This is a genomic window from Tessaracoccus antarcticus (assembly GCF_003688855.1).
Classification (GTDB): Bacteria; Actinomycetota; Actinomycetes; order Propionibacteriales; family Propionibacteriaceae; genus Arachnia; species Arachnia antarctica.
The window spans coordinates 460,013-475,830 of record NZ_REFW01000001.1 but is presented as its reverse complement, the minus strand read 5'-3'; the positions used below and the strand labels follow the sequence as shown (position 1 = coordinate 475,830).

At 61.8% G+C, this 15,818-nt stretch carries 9 protein-coding genes and 2 pseudogenes; 3 read left to right on the top strand and 8 right to left on the bottom strand.

Going from position 1 to position 15,818, the window contains the following annotated elements; translation table 11 throughout:
* Nucleotides 1-86: 86 nt before the first annotated feature.
* From EAX62_RS17030 to EAX62_RS17450, 3 genes are all read left to right on the top strand, one after another.
* Entirely contained in the window at nt 87-1,829 is a 1,743-nt protein-coding gene (locus tag EAX62_RS17030) for an SAM-dependent methyltransferase (RefSeq protein ID WP_121900000.1), read from the top strand.
* A 354-nt stretch (nt 1,830-2,183) separates the two neighbouring features.
* Nucleotides 2,184-2,960 carry a methyltransferase domain-containing protein gene (locus EAX62_RS02030; protein WP_199711063.1) on the top strand — a complete coding sequence of 259 codons (777 nt, stop codon included), beginning with the start codon at nt 2,184-2,186 and terminating at the stop codon, nt 2,958-2,960.
* Nucleotides 2,961-3,629: 669 nt separating this feature from the next.
* Nucleotides 3,630-3,980, top strand: coding sequence for a tautomerase family protein (locus EAX62_RS17450; protein ID WP_407703296.1), 351 nt, complete (start codon nt 3,630-3,632; stop codon nt 3,978-3,980).
* Between the two features lie 182 nt (nt 3,981-4,162).
* On the opposite strand, the gene mobF is transcribed toward EAX62_RS17450, so the two are convergent.
* The 8 genes and pseudogenes from mobF to EAX62_RS01995 all read right to left on the bottom strand — a co-directional run bounded on the left by mobF (nt 4,163) and on the right by EAX62_RS01995 (nt 15,817).
* On the bottom strand, nt 4,163-8,233 hold the full coding sequence (gene mobF, locus EAX62_RS02020) for a MobF family relaxase (RefSeq protein WP_158600466.1): 4,071 nt from the start codon (nt 8,231-8,233) through the stop codon (nt 4,163-4,165).
* 204 nt (nt 8,234-8,437) lie between these two features.
* Nucleotides 8,438-8,902: pseudogene (locus EAX62_RS17445) on the bottom strand (transposase); the annotation flags it as partial.
* Between the two features lie 107 nt (nt 8,903-9,009).
* Nucleotides 9,010-9,599: pseudogene (locus EAX62_RS17440) on the bottom strand (transposase); the annotation flags it as partial.
* Between the two features lie 190 nt (nt 9,600-9,789).
* A complete protein-coding gene (locus EAX62_RS17435; RefSeq protein ID WP_121899998.1) occupies nt 9,790-10,209 on the bottom strand; it encodes a cytidine deaminase family protein in 420 nt (139 codons plus the stop codon).
* The gene (locus tag EAX62_RS02005) at nt 10,199-12,118 is read right to left on the bottom strand and encodes a HEAT repeat domain-containing protein (protein WP_147453978.1); all 1,920 of its coding nucleotides are present in this window, start codon (nt 12,116-12,118) and stop codon (nt 10,199-10,201) included. Before EAX62_RS02005 ends, EAX62_RS17435 begins: the two co-directional genes overlap by 11 nt.
* A gap of 9 nt (nt 12,119-12,127) precedes the next feature.
* Nucleotides 12,128-13,168 carry a nucleoside phosphorylase-I family protein gene (locus EAX62_RS16520; protein ID WP_147453977.1) on the bottom strand — a complete coding sequence of 347 codons (1,041 nt, stop codon included), beginning with the start codon at nt 13,166-13,168 and terminating at the stop codon, nt 12,128-12,130.
* Between the two features lie 1,009 nt (nt 13,169-14,177).
* The gene (locus EAX62_RS02000) at nt 14,178-14,792 is read right to left on the bottom strand and encodes a hypothetical protein (protein ID WP_147453976.1); all 615 of its coding nucleotides are present in this window, start codon (nt 14,790-14,792) and stop codon (nt 14,178-14,180) included.
* 161 nt (nt 14,793-14,953) lie between these two features.
* Complete coding sequence (locus tag EAX62_RS01995) at nt 14,954-15,817, bottom strand: hypothetical protein (protein WP_147453975.1); 864 nt, start codon at nt 15,815-15,817, stop codon at nt 14,954-14,956.
* Nucleotide 15,818: the final 1 nt, after the last annotated feature.

Below are 15,818 nucleotides of genomic sequence, written 5' to 3'. Positions count from 1 at the left end.
GAGTAGTTGCGTGGGGACATTCCGCGGGACATGACTTGGAGGTTTGACGCGTGGTTACTTCATCAGCTGGTGGGGATTGTTTCGACATGGTGGTCGTCGGTGGTAGCGCTGCAGGCCTCAGTGGCGCCAAGATCGCGGCCCGCTCCCGGCGTTCGGTCCTGGTGATCGACTCTGGCGCGCCCCGCAACTCTGCCGCCGACGGCGTGCACAACTACCTGTACTCCGAGGGTGCCTCGCCATCCAGATTGGGCGAGATCGGTCGAGCGGAGGCCAATCACTACGGCGTGCAAGTCCTTCCTGGTACTGCGAGCTCAGCCACGATCATCGACGCGCCGATCGATGGTGCTTCGCGCTTCACGATCACGATCGAGCTGCAGGACGGCGGCGTGAGGACTGTTTGGGCGCGGCGGCTGTTGCTCGCGACTGGGCTGGTGGACGAGTTGCCAGATATCGATGGGCTGGGTGAGCGGTGGGGCAGGGACGTGTTGCATTGTCCGTTCTGCCATGGCTGGGAGGTCCGGGATAGGGCGATTGGTGTCATTGGTAGCGGCCCGATGGCCTTGCACGCTGTGCAATTGTTCCGGGCACTGTCATCCGATGTCGTCTTCTTCCAACACACCGCTCCGGACCCAACCGACGATCAGCGTGAACTGTTGGCCGCTCTTGGCGTGCGCCACGTCGTGGGTCCAGTGACTCGTATTGAGACCACCGACGACGAGTTGTCTGGGGTGCGGATGGCCGATGGACAGATCGTGGACCGCGAAGCCGTCGCCATCTCCACGTTCCTCAGCGCGCGAACAGATCTAGTGGCCGACCTGGGTCTGGAGATGACGGATCTGGAGATGGGCGGCACCGTCATCGGCCGGTACCTGGCAGTCGATGATCTGGGGCTCACCAGCGCACCGGGGGTGTGGGCTGCTGGCAACGTGAGCGCTCCAATGGCCCAGGTGATCAATTCCGCCGCCGCAGGTGCCACCTCAGGCGCGGCGATCCACATGGACCTGATTGCTGAGGACAATCGCCTTGCGGTCACTGAACTTCGCGCTCGAGCCGGCATCAATCAGAGCCATGACTTTGGCGATCGGGTGCGCTCCTGGATGAACGTTGCCAGCGGCCGATTCAACAACACCGCGCGCTATTGGGATCACCGGGAGGCCTCGTGGGTGGATTCCCGGAATGGCGGATCCGATGTGACAGCAGACGATGACCGGGCCGGGTGGGGACCGAGCGAACAGTTCTGGGAGCCGCACTACGCCGCCAGTGCACCAGCCACAGCTGGTCCCAACGCTGTCTTGGTCGAGACCGTTGAGGGGTTGAGCGCTGGAGACGCCTTGGATCTGGGTTGCGGCGGGGGCGGTGACGCTGTCTGGCTCGCACAGAATGGTTGGAACGTGACCACAGTCGACGTGTCCTCGACCGCTCTGGACAGGGTCGCGCTTCGAGCAGGCGCTGTCGGTGTCGGTGAGCGGGTCAGGACCGAACATCACGACCTGGCCCGCACCTTTCCTGCTGGTTCGTTCGATCTCGTGACGGCCCAGTATCTGCTCTCTCCGGTGGAGTTTGATCGACCCTCTGTGCTGGCTCAGGCCGCGACGGCGATACGGCCCGGCGGCATGCTTCTGATCGTTGACCATGCTTCGGTCGCGCCCTGGTCCTGGGCAGACCCGGAAACCGTGTTCCCCTCCCCGCGCGACACCCTGGAAGCGATCGGCCTGGATCTAGAGCAATGGGACATCACCCGGCTGGAGAACTGCGACCGATCCGCGAACGGCCCAGACGGGCAATCAGCTGTGGTGACCGACACCGTCATCGCCCTGACTCGTCGATGAACCACCACATGAGGGGTTGCTGCACGTTCTGGTGACACTTCTACATGGCTAACCGCGCCGGGTCCTTCCAGCGCGTGAAAGCTCGACACGGAACGAGCACCGCATATGTCTCGCGACCGATCTGTCTCAGAACCCCTCGGTCGCGAGACAGATCCGAGCAGATTTTCTGCTTTCGATCACCGCCGACCGGTGAGACGCCTCGTAACCCATGGGATGTAACACGGCCTCGCCGATCCGTCGACGTGGGCTGGGTGAGACGCCTCGATTTCGTAGAGATACGAGACGCAGCGACTTCGGTGCGTCACGCGGTGGACCCGGGCTGAGATAAAGTATCTTGATCTCAAGAGATTGGACATGATGCGCTGGGACCCCACGCAGTACGCCCGCTACTCCGACCACCGAAGCCGCCCCTTCTTCGACCTGGTCGCGCAGATTGGCGCAGTGTCACCAGGGACGGTTGTTGATATCGGCTGCGGGTCGGGTGAGCTCACCATCTCGTTGGCGCAGCGATGGCCGATGGCGAAGCTGCTGGGTGTGGATTCTTCGGCCGAAATGATCGGACGCGCACCCGTCCACAAGAGCGCCAGCTTCCAAGTCCGGGCCGCGCAGGACGTCAACGCAATCGGCGTCGACGTCCTGATCAGCAATGCTGCGTTGCAGTGGGTGCCGCAACACACCGAACTACTGAGCCGATGGGCCGAGGAACTCAACGACGGGGGCTGGATCGCCATACAGGTGCCGGCGAACTTCGACGCTCCTTCGCACAAATTGATGCGCGAACTCGCTGCTTCACCCCGTTGGCGTGATCAGCTGCACGGGGTGCTTCGCGATGCACAGGCCGTGGCCGAACCAGACACCTATCTTGACTTACTGACCGCACAGGGCCTGCACACCAATGTCTGGCAGACGCAGTATCTACACGTCCTATCGGGTGCAGACCCGGTCCTGGAGTGGGTCCGAGGTACCGGACTTCGACCCGTGCTACACACGCTGAATAGGGACGAGGCCGACGAGTTCAGCGATGAGTATGCCGCCCTCCTGCGCCAGGCGTACCCGGTCCGTTCCTACGGCACAGTCTTCCCCTTCCTACGCACCTTCGTCGTCGCTCAGAAGGCGACAACACTGTCTTGATTGGACGCGGCGGAAACCCAGCACGCCGCCATCAATGGGTGTGCTGCGCGATCTGGTGACAATGTCACCTATCCGGGCAGCAGACCCGCTTGCCGTTGGTCCGTAGCACTCAGCGCGCGGGGATTTGGTCCGCGGTGTGCTCAGTGCTTCGAACATGCAAGTGTCGAAAGGGCAGCGCGATACCGAAGGACACGGCTGCCGTTACGGGCGTTGATGCCTGTCTCCGCTCAGGAGCGCGTCAATCTCGTTCAAGTCGACGAGTACGCGGAAGCCGTTCTTGTAGCGGGTGAGCTTGCCCTCAGCCATGCGGCGCTCCAGTGAGCGTCGAGAGCTTCTGCAGTACTCGACGGCTTCGGGCAACGTTGCGTAGCGTGGATGCGTTCTGGTTGACGTTCGGGTGCTGGCCATGTGGGGCGCCTTTCGTGAGTCGTCTCGGTTGACCACACTGTCGCTGCTGCACCTCCTCCAAAACCTACCCCCAACCCACTCCGACGGACCTACCCCCAGTAGTGAAATGCGTGTTGACAAGGGGAAAGAAACCTACCCCCGAAAGTTTCCGGATAGGCCTTCCGAGACTGCAAATCACGGCCCGGAGCCCCTCGCGAATGCCGCCTTCCCCCTTGTGTGGGACACCTACCCCCACGACGAAGTTGGGCTACTCGTCGTGGAATGGGGTCCGATGGGAAACGGCAGGCGGAGTACGGTTCTGCCATGCCGACCTACACCGTCAGTACGTCGCGTGGGCAGTTGGACGATGCCACCCGCCCGGCACTGGCACGTGCCATCACGGCCGCCCATACTGCTGCGCCTGGGGCGCCGGGATTCTTCGCCCAGGTGAGGTTCGAGGAACTGGAAGTCGGTCGGCAATCTCCCACATGGGCTCGCCAGCCGTCGAAGCAGCAGCACCACATCTTGGCAGCCCGACCCGCAGACGCTTCGCTTGCACTGTCGACTAGCGCCCGATGCACAAATGCGCGGTATCGAGTGCTCGACACGCCCTCGAGTGTCTATTCAGAATAGAAGCCCATTTGTTCAAAGTAGGCTGCATCTCGAAATTTGGGTCTTATGGTTGCCATCTTTCGCTCCTGAGAGAAAGCGTATACACGAAAAATTACTTGTATACGGTTTCAATCACAAAGACGGTTCGTAGTCGACCTTCTCATCCACTCGAGAACCACGAGAGGGGTTGGAAGACAGTGGCCTTACCGGTTTGGTCCGACTGGCGGTGGTCGACGGGAGTGTTCAGCGCGACGGTGTAGTTCGCGGGCTCGGCCAAAGTCTTCCTTCCAGGAGGAAACAGGTGGCCCATTCGGCTCGAAGTCCCTGCGTTGTTCTCGCCACTTTGGGGTTTCGCGATTGCCCTCGGATTCCTTCGGGCCGTCGCCCGCCGGGATGAGGTCGAGTGGGAGTCGTGGTGCTTGTTCGCCGTTGGCAGCAGAGTCATGGTCGATGTTCTTGGTTGCTCCGACCAATGCCGCGACCTCGGTAGGTGTCGACGCTACTGATCCGGTGTGATCGCTCTGGTCGAGCTGTCGCGACAGCCGCCACCACAGTGCGGCAGCGGCGTGCTCGGCTGGGAGGGGGCCGTCGTCTGTCGCCCTTGCCAGCAACTCAGCGACGGATACGCCGCTGGAGTGCAGGTTGGCGACGTGGTGGGTGAGGGCGACCGCGAAGGGGTCGTCGTGGATTCTGGGGTGGATATCTGCGAGCATGTCGGCCCATGCCCGGCTGACGTCCGACCGAAGTCGAGTGTCGAGGTACTTCTGCCAGGTCCGGGCTGCGTCGCCGAGCTGGACCGGGCCGGTGGGGCGTCTGTCGGACGGGTCGACCCCGACAGCTGCCCGCCAGACTTCAATGTCGCTGATGAGTACCGGGTTCAGTTGTTGTCCCGGCAACGCCCACGCTGGCCTATCGAGAGCTTGCGCTTCCAGTCGCAGCTCCTGCGCGCATCGTGCGACCAGACCGGCGCGGTCGGCGAGGTACGGATTCCAGCCGGAGTGGTTGGCGAGAGTGTCAGGAATCGGCGGTAGCCACGGGAGCGGGCCGGGCGCTGAACGGCGGGGGAGACGCCAGGTCAGCACGGCTGCCGGGTCGTGCGCAGAGTCAAGTTCGTGAGTGGCACTCGCCGCCCGTAGTTCGTCGAGCGGGTTCTTGCCGTCCAAGGCATTGAGGATCAGGGCCGCACGCAGCGTCGGCCATGCCGGGCAGCCGGTCAATCCCGTGACGACCCCGTCGGCCCCACGGTCCAACGCCCGGAGGACATCCGGGTTAAGGGTGCTTTCAGCGGCGACGTGGAGGGTATCGAGGTAGCGGGCGCTGGCGTCGGTGAGCATGGTCGCCGGCGCTGTCGCCTCGCGGACTTCGGTCGTCGCTGAACGGGCGCTGCCATCCCGGAAAAGGATGGTCTCCAAGACGTCGACGGCGGTCTCGGGGCGCAGTGTGGTCGGGTGAAGGACGGTGTGTTCGTCACCGTCGCCGACAACTGGGACGTAGACGTGGTTGGCGTCGCGACCGCGGGTCATCATCACGTACAGCTGCTGCCTGGACTCTGACCCAGTAAGCACGCCATGGGTGACGTCGACGGTGATCCCTTGGGCGGAGTGAACGGTGACTGCGTAGCCCAGATGGACATGCTCGGCGACATAGCCCGGAGGAAGCACCACCCTGAGGCCGGAGCTGCGGTGCCTGGCCACGAGAGCCCCCTTGTCGGTGACTTCCTGGACGGTCCAGCGGTCGCCGTTCTTGACCCAGTTGGTCGCCGAGACAGGTAGTCGGCGGTCGTTCATTCTGGTGATGATCACGTCGCCTGCCGAGGCGTGGTTTCCGTCACCCAACGACACCGCGGCTCGCGGTGGCGGCGATGACGTGGTGAGCCGGTGGTCGCGGGCACGGCGGTTGAGTTCAGCGACAACCTCCCTTGTACCAGCGAGCATCAGGCTGTCGCGACCCTCAGCCAGGTCCTTGGCCCAGGCTTGGAATGCGGCCTCGGTGATGGACTCGTGGCTACCCGGATGGATGCGGTCAACGTCGAGATAGAAGCCGAGCGCTTCGGTCCGGCCCTCTCTCAGGGCAAGGGATGCGGCTGCCTCGGCGGGGTCGGTGAATCGCATCAGCTCGGTGAGCGCGACGGCGCCGTGGGTGTGGGCGATGTCCCGCAGGACACCGCCCGCGCTGATCGCTGCGAGTTGCTGGTCATCACCGATTAGTCGCACCGACCCGCCACGCCCCACCACGTGGCCGATGACCTGGGCGAGGGAGATGGTGTCGGCCATGCCGGCCTCGTCGATGATCACCAAGGTTTGTGTTCCAGTCCGGCTGTCCGTGGTCGGCCTGTCGTGCTCGATGTCCCACAGCAACTTCGCCACAGTGGTGGCATGGCCCACCTGATCAGCGAGGATGCTGGCCGCCACCGCCGACGGTGCCAGGCCGAGTACGTCACCCCCGCCTTCGCGCCACGCTTTGGCCAGCACACGCAGTGCTGTGGTCTTGCCCGAGCCGGCGGCCGCCAACGCCAACTGGACCCTCGACCCACTCGTGGCCATCTGGCGCACCAGGTTGGTCTGGCCGGCGTTCAGGGTGACCCCGTTCGCGGCGGAGGCGAGCAGAGCCAACGACACATCCACCTCGTCGACAGCACGTCCGTCGCTCCGGCCAGCCTGCTCAACGATCCACTGTTCGGCCTCGACGATCCGCTTCGACGTGTACAGCTGGGACCCTGCCAGCGAATACACCGACGACCCGTCCCGGCGGCGCAACATGGCCGGCTCCTCGACCCCGTCGGCGCCTGCGTCACCGATCGGTTGGCAGATCCGTAGCGCGCGGCGCAGCAGTTCCTCGGTGAGGGCCTCGATGCGGGCCGGATCCAGAGTGTGTTGCCTGGCACGGCGGGAAGCCTCCGCTCGTAAGTGCCAGATCTGCCACGTGGCCCTCGACACCTCCACCGCCGAGACGCAGTGAGCCGCGGTCGCGTCGATCCACTCCTCTGTCACTTGCGTCACCGACGGGCGGCTCTGCGAGGTCGCCGCCGCAACGATGTCCGTGATGCCCCTTTCGCCCAGCACCTCACGGGCTTCAGCCCACCAGGTCTGTCGTTGCTCAGCGACGGTGCGGGGTCCGTGCTTGGCATCCCGGGTCTCCAACGTTGCCTGTTGCGCCAGCTTCAGCGCCTCCACAGGCGTCGGTGGCCGGTGGTGGTTGTGCTGGAACACGGACGCCAGCTCTGCTTGCCGGGCCACGATCGCTGCTCGTCTCGAGGACCATCGCTCGTTCAACGCTGTCGGGATTCCAACGACTTCCCTCACGTCACGCTTGCTCGGGTCGCCCCCAAGGCGCGGAGCGAACCGGATGCCCAGACCGGCGAGGTGAGCCTCGAGTTGGGTGTTGTAGGTCTCCGAGATCGCCACCTTCGACTTGAAGATCAGCCGGCCATCGATGGACAGCCACTTCCCTCCGAGGGTTTGCACCTTGTTCGCGATCGCCACATGCGTGTGAAGGTTCGGATCCCCGGCCCGGGAGTCCCGGTGCACGAACGCTGCGGCCACTAGGCCGGTGACGTCGACCTGCCTGACTCCGCCCGCACCTTCACGGGCGTACAGTGCCCGCTGCTCCAGGAACCGCAGAGCGTCCACCACCGCCGCGTTGTGGGCCTGCTCGATTCGCGCCGCCAACTCCGGAGGTGCGACCGCCCACAGCGCCGAGACTGACTTCACTGGTGTGAACGTCATGTCGTACCCGGCGCACGCCGTCGACGGGTCTCGCGAGAGTCGTGCCACCTCCGACGACAACTCCACCTCGCCCGGAGCCCTGCCGAGCCGCTTGGAGAAGTTCTCCCGAGCGATGCTGTTGCGGATCTCCGCCCTGACAGCAACTGGCACCTCCGTCACAGTCGGGTGCAACGTCTGCCAATGGCTGCATCGAATCGCGACCTCCTGGTGGAACGCGGTCGTGGCCGCGTGCACGGGGAAGGGTCGTCCCAATCGCATTGCGTCCTTGATCTCCTCCGGCGACGCATCCGCTGGGAGTGCGGCGAGTCGTGCGGCCATGTTTGGGTGGAACCCGCCGCCAAACAGCGCCTTCATCTGCTCGGCTGTCACGGGATCCCCGACGGCCACGTCCACGAGCCCGGCCAGTCCGCTTCCAACCCATGCGCCGGGGACCTCACCCTTTTCGGAGTAGTACGACGCCAGTGTGGCGTGGCCCTTCTCGGTGGTGTCCTGGGCAGCGACCTGCCGGGTCAGGTAGTCGTACCCCGACCCGGCCGTCAGCTTGTGCATCGACGCGACCATGCCCATATATGGCCCGCCGACCGGCGGGGGTAGCGCAGACCAATCCGACAGTGCAGTGGGTGTGTGGCATTTTGATGCCTAGAAGGAAGATTGCATGAGGACTACTCCGAGACTTCAGTAGAGCCCCTTAGAGTGGGGGTGTGCTCCACGGATAGATGAGCTGCCCCACCAGTCGGGTTCCAGTCGGGGTGGCTAACTGGCAGCTGGAATTTGTTCTTGTTCTTTGAGTCTCTCGTACTCGATTGGGGAACGGTGGCCCAGGGCGGAGTGGGGTAGTTGCCGGTTGTGGAAGATCTCGATGTAGTCGAAGATCGCGTTCGCAAGCTCGACCCGGGTCTTCCATTTGCGGCGGTTCAGGAGTTCGATCTGCATCGAGGACCAGAACGATTCCATCATTGCGTTGTCGAGTCCGTCGCCGATGGATCCGAATGAGGGAAGTAGTCCTGGGGCTCGAATCTTTTCTCCGAAGACCCATGAGGTGAATTGGGTTTCGTGGTCGGCGTGGACGATTCCGCATGGGGCGGGTTGGCGGTTGCTGATGGCCATGTCGAGTGCGTCGACGACCAGGGTGGCGTCTTGTATGGAGTCGACCGACCATCCGACGATACGTCTGCTGAAGGCGTCGAGGACGGCGGCGCAGTAGAGCCATCCTTCTCTCGCTTAGATTCCAGCAGTCGTCGCAACACCTGCAGGAAGGTGTCGCGATGGCTGAGAAGAAGTACACGGAGCAGCAGAAGGAAGCGTTCTTTATGCTGCTCGATAAGGGTGGGACGGCCCGGGAAGCCCCGCCAGACCTGCAAGGGTCATCAGGGTCGACACGGTCCGCGAGGCCACGGTGACCCCCATTGCCATCGTCAACTCCGCATGGACGCGTCGATACCCATACGTCCCGCGGGAGGCGATGTGGACTTCGCGGATGAGTCCGGTGAGCCATAGCCTGCGCAGCTGAGTCGCCGAAGTTGGGGTGCGTTTCAGTTTGTAGTAGTTCTGCCGCGCAACCCCGAGCACGCGACAGCAACGGTCAACGGGAACCCCGGCGTCGACGAGTCGATCGATCACCGGGTAGAGCCTTTTGGGTCAGGACGATCCTCGTCAAGGAACTTCGCCGCCTGCCGGACGATCAGGAGCTCCGCTTCGAGTCCACGAATCCGACGCTGCGCGGATCTCAGCTCAGCTGACTCGCTGGAGGCAACACCGGGACGAAGACCTTTGTCGACGTCATCCTGGCGCAGCCACTTCGACAGTGTGTGACGGGGTGGATGCCAAGCTCGAACGCGGTCTGCTTGGCCTGCTTACTGGCTCGGACCAAAGCGATCGCTCGAGCACGAAACTCCGGAGGATATGGACGGGGCATATGGGACAGCCTTTCGGAAAAGGCCACCACTTCGCCATGGAATCTGGAACCCAAGAGGTGGGGCAGCTCACACTGTCATCTGATCGTGCAGCAGACCCATTCGCCCGTTGAACACGCCCAAAAGCCTCGGCGGATCGAGGCTCAGCGGACGTGAGGCCCGAGGGTCAAACTAGGTCCGGGCAGCATCGGCCTAATGCGGGTAGTGCGGCATTAACTCGCCAGCCGTGTACCAGACGGGAGCCACGCCCGGTGCCGGTTGAAACCCAACTTGGCAAGAGTAGCCACCTATTTCGAAGATCCAATCCAGGCATGCACCACAGGGGGTGAAACTATCGCGTTCCGCGACGACCAAGATTTGTGAGCACCGTGTGCCGCCGGCGCTTACTAGGGTCGAGAGCGCGTTGGTCTCGGCGTGGATGTCGTGTGACCGGAACCGATGTTCGACGTTGCAACCGGTGAAGATCTCACCAACCTCCGTTGACGCTGCGCAACCTACTGGGGTTGCCCCAAGAATACGGGCATTTGCGCGTACAGCCCATGCAGCCCTAGACAGGCGCTCTATTAGAGCGCCGCTGAATGGGGGAGTGGCATCGGCTGCCTCAGTCGACATTTGAGGGTCCTCGTTTTCGTTGACGCAGTCTGCCTGCGAGGGCTGCCAGATCTTCGGCGCCGCTATCGTCAGCCGTTTCCCAAAGGAGGGTGAGGAGAGGTTCGATGTCCTGATGCCAGTGTTCAGGCAACGGGGCCACTTCGACGCAGCGCATCGTTTCGGCACGGAGTGGGCCCGGTTCGCCTATTCGGCCAGCGATCTGATCTGTCAGCGTTCTAAGTAGGCCAGGACGTTCCCTCCCTGGCATCTTACGGATCTGCTCGAATATAGCGCGAAGTGCACCGTACGCTACCCAAGACTCGTCCGGTTCTGCTGCAAGTGCTTCGCTTAATGCTTCGAAGTTCTCACGACTCGCATGGGGACCTAATGCATGCGCGGCGCGCCAACGGACGGTGTCGTTAGGGTGTGAGAGCAGACGGCGGATTTCGGCGCCAATCTGTTGACTAAGGCCAAACCGGCGTAGCGCGTTAGAAGCGCCCCATCCGACCATTGGCGAGGGCAACCGAAGCGCTTCAACGTCAGAGTTCTGAGCGATCGCCTCATCGGGCCTGCTGAACTGTTCCAGCCATGTTTGGAACCAATCGGGTTGATCGTTCGGAAGGTGATCGAGGAGGGCGCTGACTACCTCAGATCGGTCCCGTGCCTCGAGAAGGCCCGCTGCTAACGATGACTGGTTCACGCGCAACGCGTCTTCAACTCGTACCACGGTCGGGACAACGTCGTCGAACCGCTTCTCCGCCAAGGCACCGAGGAGCGCGACTCCCACCGCCTCACTGATCTGGCGAATGCCGGCGCGGTCTTCTTGGAGCATGTAAGCGGCAGCGTAAAAATTCCAGTTGTAGACAGTCTCCACGAGTTCTTCAGCGTCGGGTTTTGTGAGGACTTGGGTGAGCGACAGCGCCAAGGCGTCAAATGACGATGCCTTGAGAGATAGGGTATCGAACCCGTGGTCGGTCCACAGTTCCCTGTGCGTAGCGAGGTGTAGTCCGGCTAAGAAATCCTGAAGGAGATGATGCTCGAATCGGAAGTTTGCTTGTGTAGTTCGGTTTGCGCTGCGGACAGGTGCCGCACGCTTCTCTTCGACCACAAAGCGCGCATCGACCATGGTTTGCCACACGCCCCGACCGACGCTGGCAACAATCATTTCGCGGTCTAGGGACCGACGTCCGTACTCCTCATAGGAGCGAAATGACACCTCGGCGAGAGCAGCGAAATCCTCGCCAGTTACAAATCGCGTGATTGATTCACGGAGAATCTCATGAGCTACCCCGCCTTGGCTGTGGCGTCGAAGGTAGAAGGGGATGCTCATCGCCTCGGTCGTGGGAAGAGAGCCAGTGACTTCGCGAACAACCTCCGGCGGCACCGGGCCTAGGGTTGCATACCTCCAGAACGTGCTCACGTTAGTGCGGCGCACGAGTCGATCCGTGATGAGGAATGAGAGCTGTGAGTCGATAGCTGTTACCGGAGCAACTGCCTCGAGTATGCCTTGGCCAGTAAGGCGGTCGACCTCGTTCAAGCCGTCAATCACGATCAGACCTGGATCGCCAGCCCAAGCTGCAGCCACAGACGAAGCCTGCGCGTTAGGATCAGCTTCGGCCCATTGGCCAGCAGTCCAAGTGGAGAGTTCAGTAGCATCGATCAAGGTCACCGCTGGAATCATGGCGCTCCAGAAGCCGTGATCAGCTGCAAGGCACTGACGGACTCGGTTGGCTGTAAAGGTTTTTCCAGCTCCACCCGGAGCCTGCAGCAGAACACAGGCCCAGCGGCGCAGTCCCTCGGCGAGCCCGTCCACTTCCACATGACCGTATACTGACCGCCTGTCTAGTACTGCTTCGAACGAGTTCGCAACTCGAATTTGGTACCTATACGGGACGTCTGCCGTTGATTCGCTGGGGTTGGCTCTCTTCATAATTTGAACCTAGCTCCCGCCACTGACAGTTGATATTTCAAAAGACGGGATCTCTGGGTGCCCGCTCATCGGTCTCACGGATCGGTGCACTAGCCGCCGCACTAGAGCGAGAGCAAAGGCGGACGCTGCTTCCGCGGCGCGGGGGCTCCAGACCTGTCGCTCGTCGGTCTTGTCGTCGGAAGCTGCTGCGCGGCCATCCACGTCGTCATGCTGGCTGCTGTAAGACACGCGGGCTTTTTCGAGGTCCGCTTCCCCCTCGAGTGGTCCGCCTGACCCACGAGCCCAAATCAGATCACTCACACCCCGTACGCTGATGTATAGAGGGGCGTACACGGCGTCCCTACGGAATGAATGAAGGGCTTGGCCGACACCCGCCGACTCCATTTCGGTCGCAGCAGCGCGGTCAAATGTATGCATAAGGTATTGCTGGGTTGCATCTAATGGGTCGTCTTGAATTTGCTCCCCCACGAGGAACTCCTCCTCCTTCGCGTTCGGCTTACGGGTTGCATCTGCCCAGTTCTCGCCGAGGCAACGATGCCAAGAAGCGGGATCATTAATCACGCCGCGCGCCTCACCTAGAAGGAAGCTTGACGGCTGATCGATACGGTGATATCTCATAAACTTGCCTCGATTTGTATCCTTGCGAAAGTCGCCGAAATGCACAAATTCAGACACGAGCACGTCGCCGCGAGGAACTCCCTTCCAAACCATCCGCTCAGGGTCTACTGGTCGCCACATGCTTCCAGCAGTACCGACGATGATGAAAGCTTGTGGTTTGAAGAGCCGCATCCATTCAGCAATGTCATTGCTGATAGCAAGGTTTCCCCGATCAGTCGTCCTTACGAGGACGAACGGTAAAGTCTCAGAGTCGGCGAACTGGCGAGGGGTGTATGCCTTATGATCCTCGATTTCTACGAGATCCCCAATCTGTCCGAACACCTTCCTGGCAATTGGGAACTCGGTGTCTGTGACGGTTAACACGACGACGCGCGCGTGACGCCCGCTTTTACCAAAGAGATGACCCTCGGGGTGGTTGTCGCAAATGCGCATGTTTTTGATCCTATGGACTGATCTATAAAACTTGTTCTTTTAATCCCAGTTGCGTGCCTGATGTGCCATTTGTCGTCGAGCAGCGGGTTGAGTTCAGTGTAGCCACTTATCCGCCCCGCGGGCTGAGTTCAAACAGTGTTCACGGCTCACGGAACTGACGAGGGTCGGCGGGGAGGGGCTCCGGGCCGGCGCTCGATGAGCGTCGGCAGCAAATCCAGCAAAAACTTCGGGTCGTTGTGGCCGTTCTGGTGAGCCGCTGCTTGGGATTTGACGGCTGCCCGGACCAAGGGCAAGTTGAACAAGAAGCAGCAGTGGGTCCGTCTGGTGGCCGTGTTCAGCGTAGACGATCATGCCGCGTTCGAAGTCCCTTAGAGCGCCGAACCAATACGTCGTTCCGCCTACCAAGCCGACAACCTCTCCGAAGGCAAAAACATTACGAGTCGCCTCAGGGCTACCCTTGAGACCGGCTTACCCGACGGGCTGAAAGAGCTTCGGACCTTGGGCCGCACCTTCAACCGGCTCGCGACGACATCCTCGCCTACTTCGACGCCCCGGTACCAGCAATGGTCCCTCTCAATCTATATATGGGCTGCTAGAACACATGGGGCACCGCCCGCGGGTTTCGGAACCTACCCACTCATCGCCAAAAGCTACTCGACGGCGTGACGGCTTAAGACCCGTGATCCGCTCCACTCTTATCTCTGCAGGGCCCTATGCGGACGGCGGGAGCATTCTACAAATTCGGGTTGCCCCCACCGCCGCTACGGGCCCGCTCAACAGCTACTGGGACCCTTCGTCACCTGTCCCCGAACACTCTAAGAATGGACCCCGGCGACGCGGATATCCAGTCAGGGACGCCTCCGGTGGACGATGCGGTGCAAGCCCGCTCTCAGCGCCTTCGCCTTCGCCATCACCTTCGCCGACCTCTGGCCAGCAGTAGAAACCTACTAATGAAAACTGCCGGAAAGACCGTTAACGAGAGTTCCAACCCATGGGTGACGTAAGCAGTTCAACTCAACATCGAGCGGCGGGGCTTGGTGAAGGCGGCGATTGTGGCTTTGGCCTGCTCCGAGACCAACGCGGCAAGCTCATTATTTTCCAAAAGGTCAAGCACTAGCGGGCCCGTCTGGAACGTGACGCGCTTCAGCAACTCACGGGCGAAGAAACTGCGTCCCATGCCGTGTTCCGCGTCCAGCCGGATGACTTCCTTGGCCGCAACCCTGATGATTCGAGGGTTTCGGGCCAGCGCGGTGCGTTCCAACAGCGACAAGAACTCGTCTTCACCCAAGGGCGGGTCTGCCTCGTCCATGACTTCACCCAAGATGTCCCAGTTTCGCCAACTGAGCTTGAGATAGTTCCGGTCCCGGCCAAGTTGTGCACCGATCCATCGGTCCACCGAGAGCTTCCCGTCAGCGCTCGGACCCCAACGCTTGACGACGAGGTCAGGAAACAGCATGAGGGTTAAGTAGCTCCAGGTGCCATCATGACCTGCATCGCTGCGGCTGGGATCGATGACATCGTCAATCGCTCTCCCCAGTTCCTTGGAATACAAGGCTTGGTCCGACTGAGTGCTCGCGGGAATGTCTTGCATGCGGCCGGTGACGCCCGCGCGCCAACGTGTCACGTCGTGCAGCGTCGGGGCCTTCCCCCCAGTCGCGTTCGGCACAGCTCCACCCAGCTCCGCGCTCACCAATTGAGCTGGGGAAGCCCCCCCACGCAAGAGCGCTTCGATCTCCCCAAATCGCTCCGCAGCCTGAGCAGCGTTCAAGCGTGGAATAAGAACCCTCACGATGCCTTCCCCTGCAGGAAACCGGTGACATCCTGCAGTCGGGTCAAAGCCAGCGAGCGGTTGTTGCGGAGGCTTTGGACAGATTCATGCAGGCCATGGCCGAGATAGGTATGGGTGAGGTCGTTCAACACTCCGCCCACAGTTCCTTCTTCAAAATTGCTTTGAGTGGCCAAGTCCCCGTCCGCGACGGTGACCAACAGTTCTTCCAATACGTCGTGAAATACCACTGATTGAATAAGTCCTGAGTCTCCGGACAGGATCTCCGCGCTGCGTGGATGACTGGTATTGACCAACAGACGAACGGCTGCCATGAAGGGTTTTTCCAAGTCATCCGCACTGAAGTTCAGCTTCCAAGCTGCAGTCGCGGGAAGCCCCGCCGCTTGGAAGTCGAACGCTTCGACAGGAAAACCGCCGCCCTGGCCCTCCAACTCGAATCGCGTCCGTTTCTGTTCCCAGAAGACACGGCTTCCTCTGCGATACGCAATGGCATCGGCGTTGGTTGGGAGTTCTTCTGCCAACGTCAAACCACCGCGCACCTCTAGCTCGAATGCAACAGTATGTGCGGGCACTTCTACACCTACCGTGGTGGGACTGCCGGGCCGCAGGATCTTCCGCTCCACGCGTCGGAAACCTGTGTGGACGCAGTCAACCTGCAAGGTAGCGGCCAGTGATTCCAGCCGGTTCAACCCGGTCGAGGCCAGCAAGGCCGCTTCATCCACGCGGATCTCCGAGGTGATCCGAACTTCAGCCATGTAGTCCCACAAGCTCACCGGGTCACCCGGACCGAACACTTCGCCTTGGACGTGAAGCCGCGGCTCGCCGACGGAAACAGACCCCGGATTCGCTGTGCGGAACGGCATG

What these genes read in the sequence shown, in the direction of transcription:
- EAX62_RS17030 (WP_121900000.1), top strand. Translation starts at nt 87, where the DNA reads ATGGTGGTCGTCGGTGGTAGCGCTGCAGGCCTCAGTGGCGCCAAGATC.
- EAX62_RS02030 (WP_199711063.1), top strand. Translation starts at nt 2,184, where the DNA reads ATGATGCGCTGGGACCCCACGCAGTACGCCCGCTACTCCGACCACCGA.
- EAX62_RS17450 (WP_407703296.1), top strand. Translation starts at nt 3,630, where the DNA reads ATGGGGTCCGATGGGAAACGGCAGGCGGAGTACGGTTCTGCCATGCCG.
- mobF (WP_158600466.1), bottom strand. Translation starts at nt 8,233, where the DNA reads ATGCACAAGCTGACGGCCGGGTCGGGGTACGACTACCTGACCCGGCAG.
- EAX62_RS17435 (WP_121899998.1), bottom strand. Translation starts at nt 10,209, where the DNA reads ATGTCGACTGAGGCAGCCGATGCCACTCCCCCATTCAGCGGCGCTCTA.
- EAX62_RS02005 (WP_147453978.1), bottom strand. Translation starts at nt 12,118, where the DNA reads ATGAAGAGAGCCAACCCCAGCGAATCAACGGCAGACGTCCCGTATAGG.
- EAX62_RS16520 (WP_147453977.1), bottom strand. Translation starts at nt 13,168, where the DNA reads ATGCGCATTTGCGACAACCACCCCGAGGGTCATCTCTTTGGTAAAAGC.
- EAX62_RS01995 (WP_147453975.1), bottom strand. Translation starts at nt 15,817, where the DNA reads ATGCCGTTCCGCACAGCGAATCCGGGGTCTGTTTCCGTCGGCGAGCCG.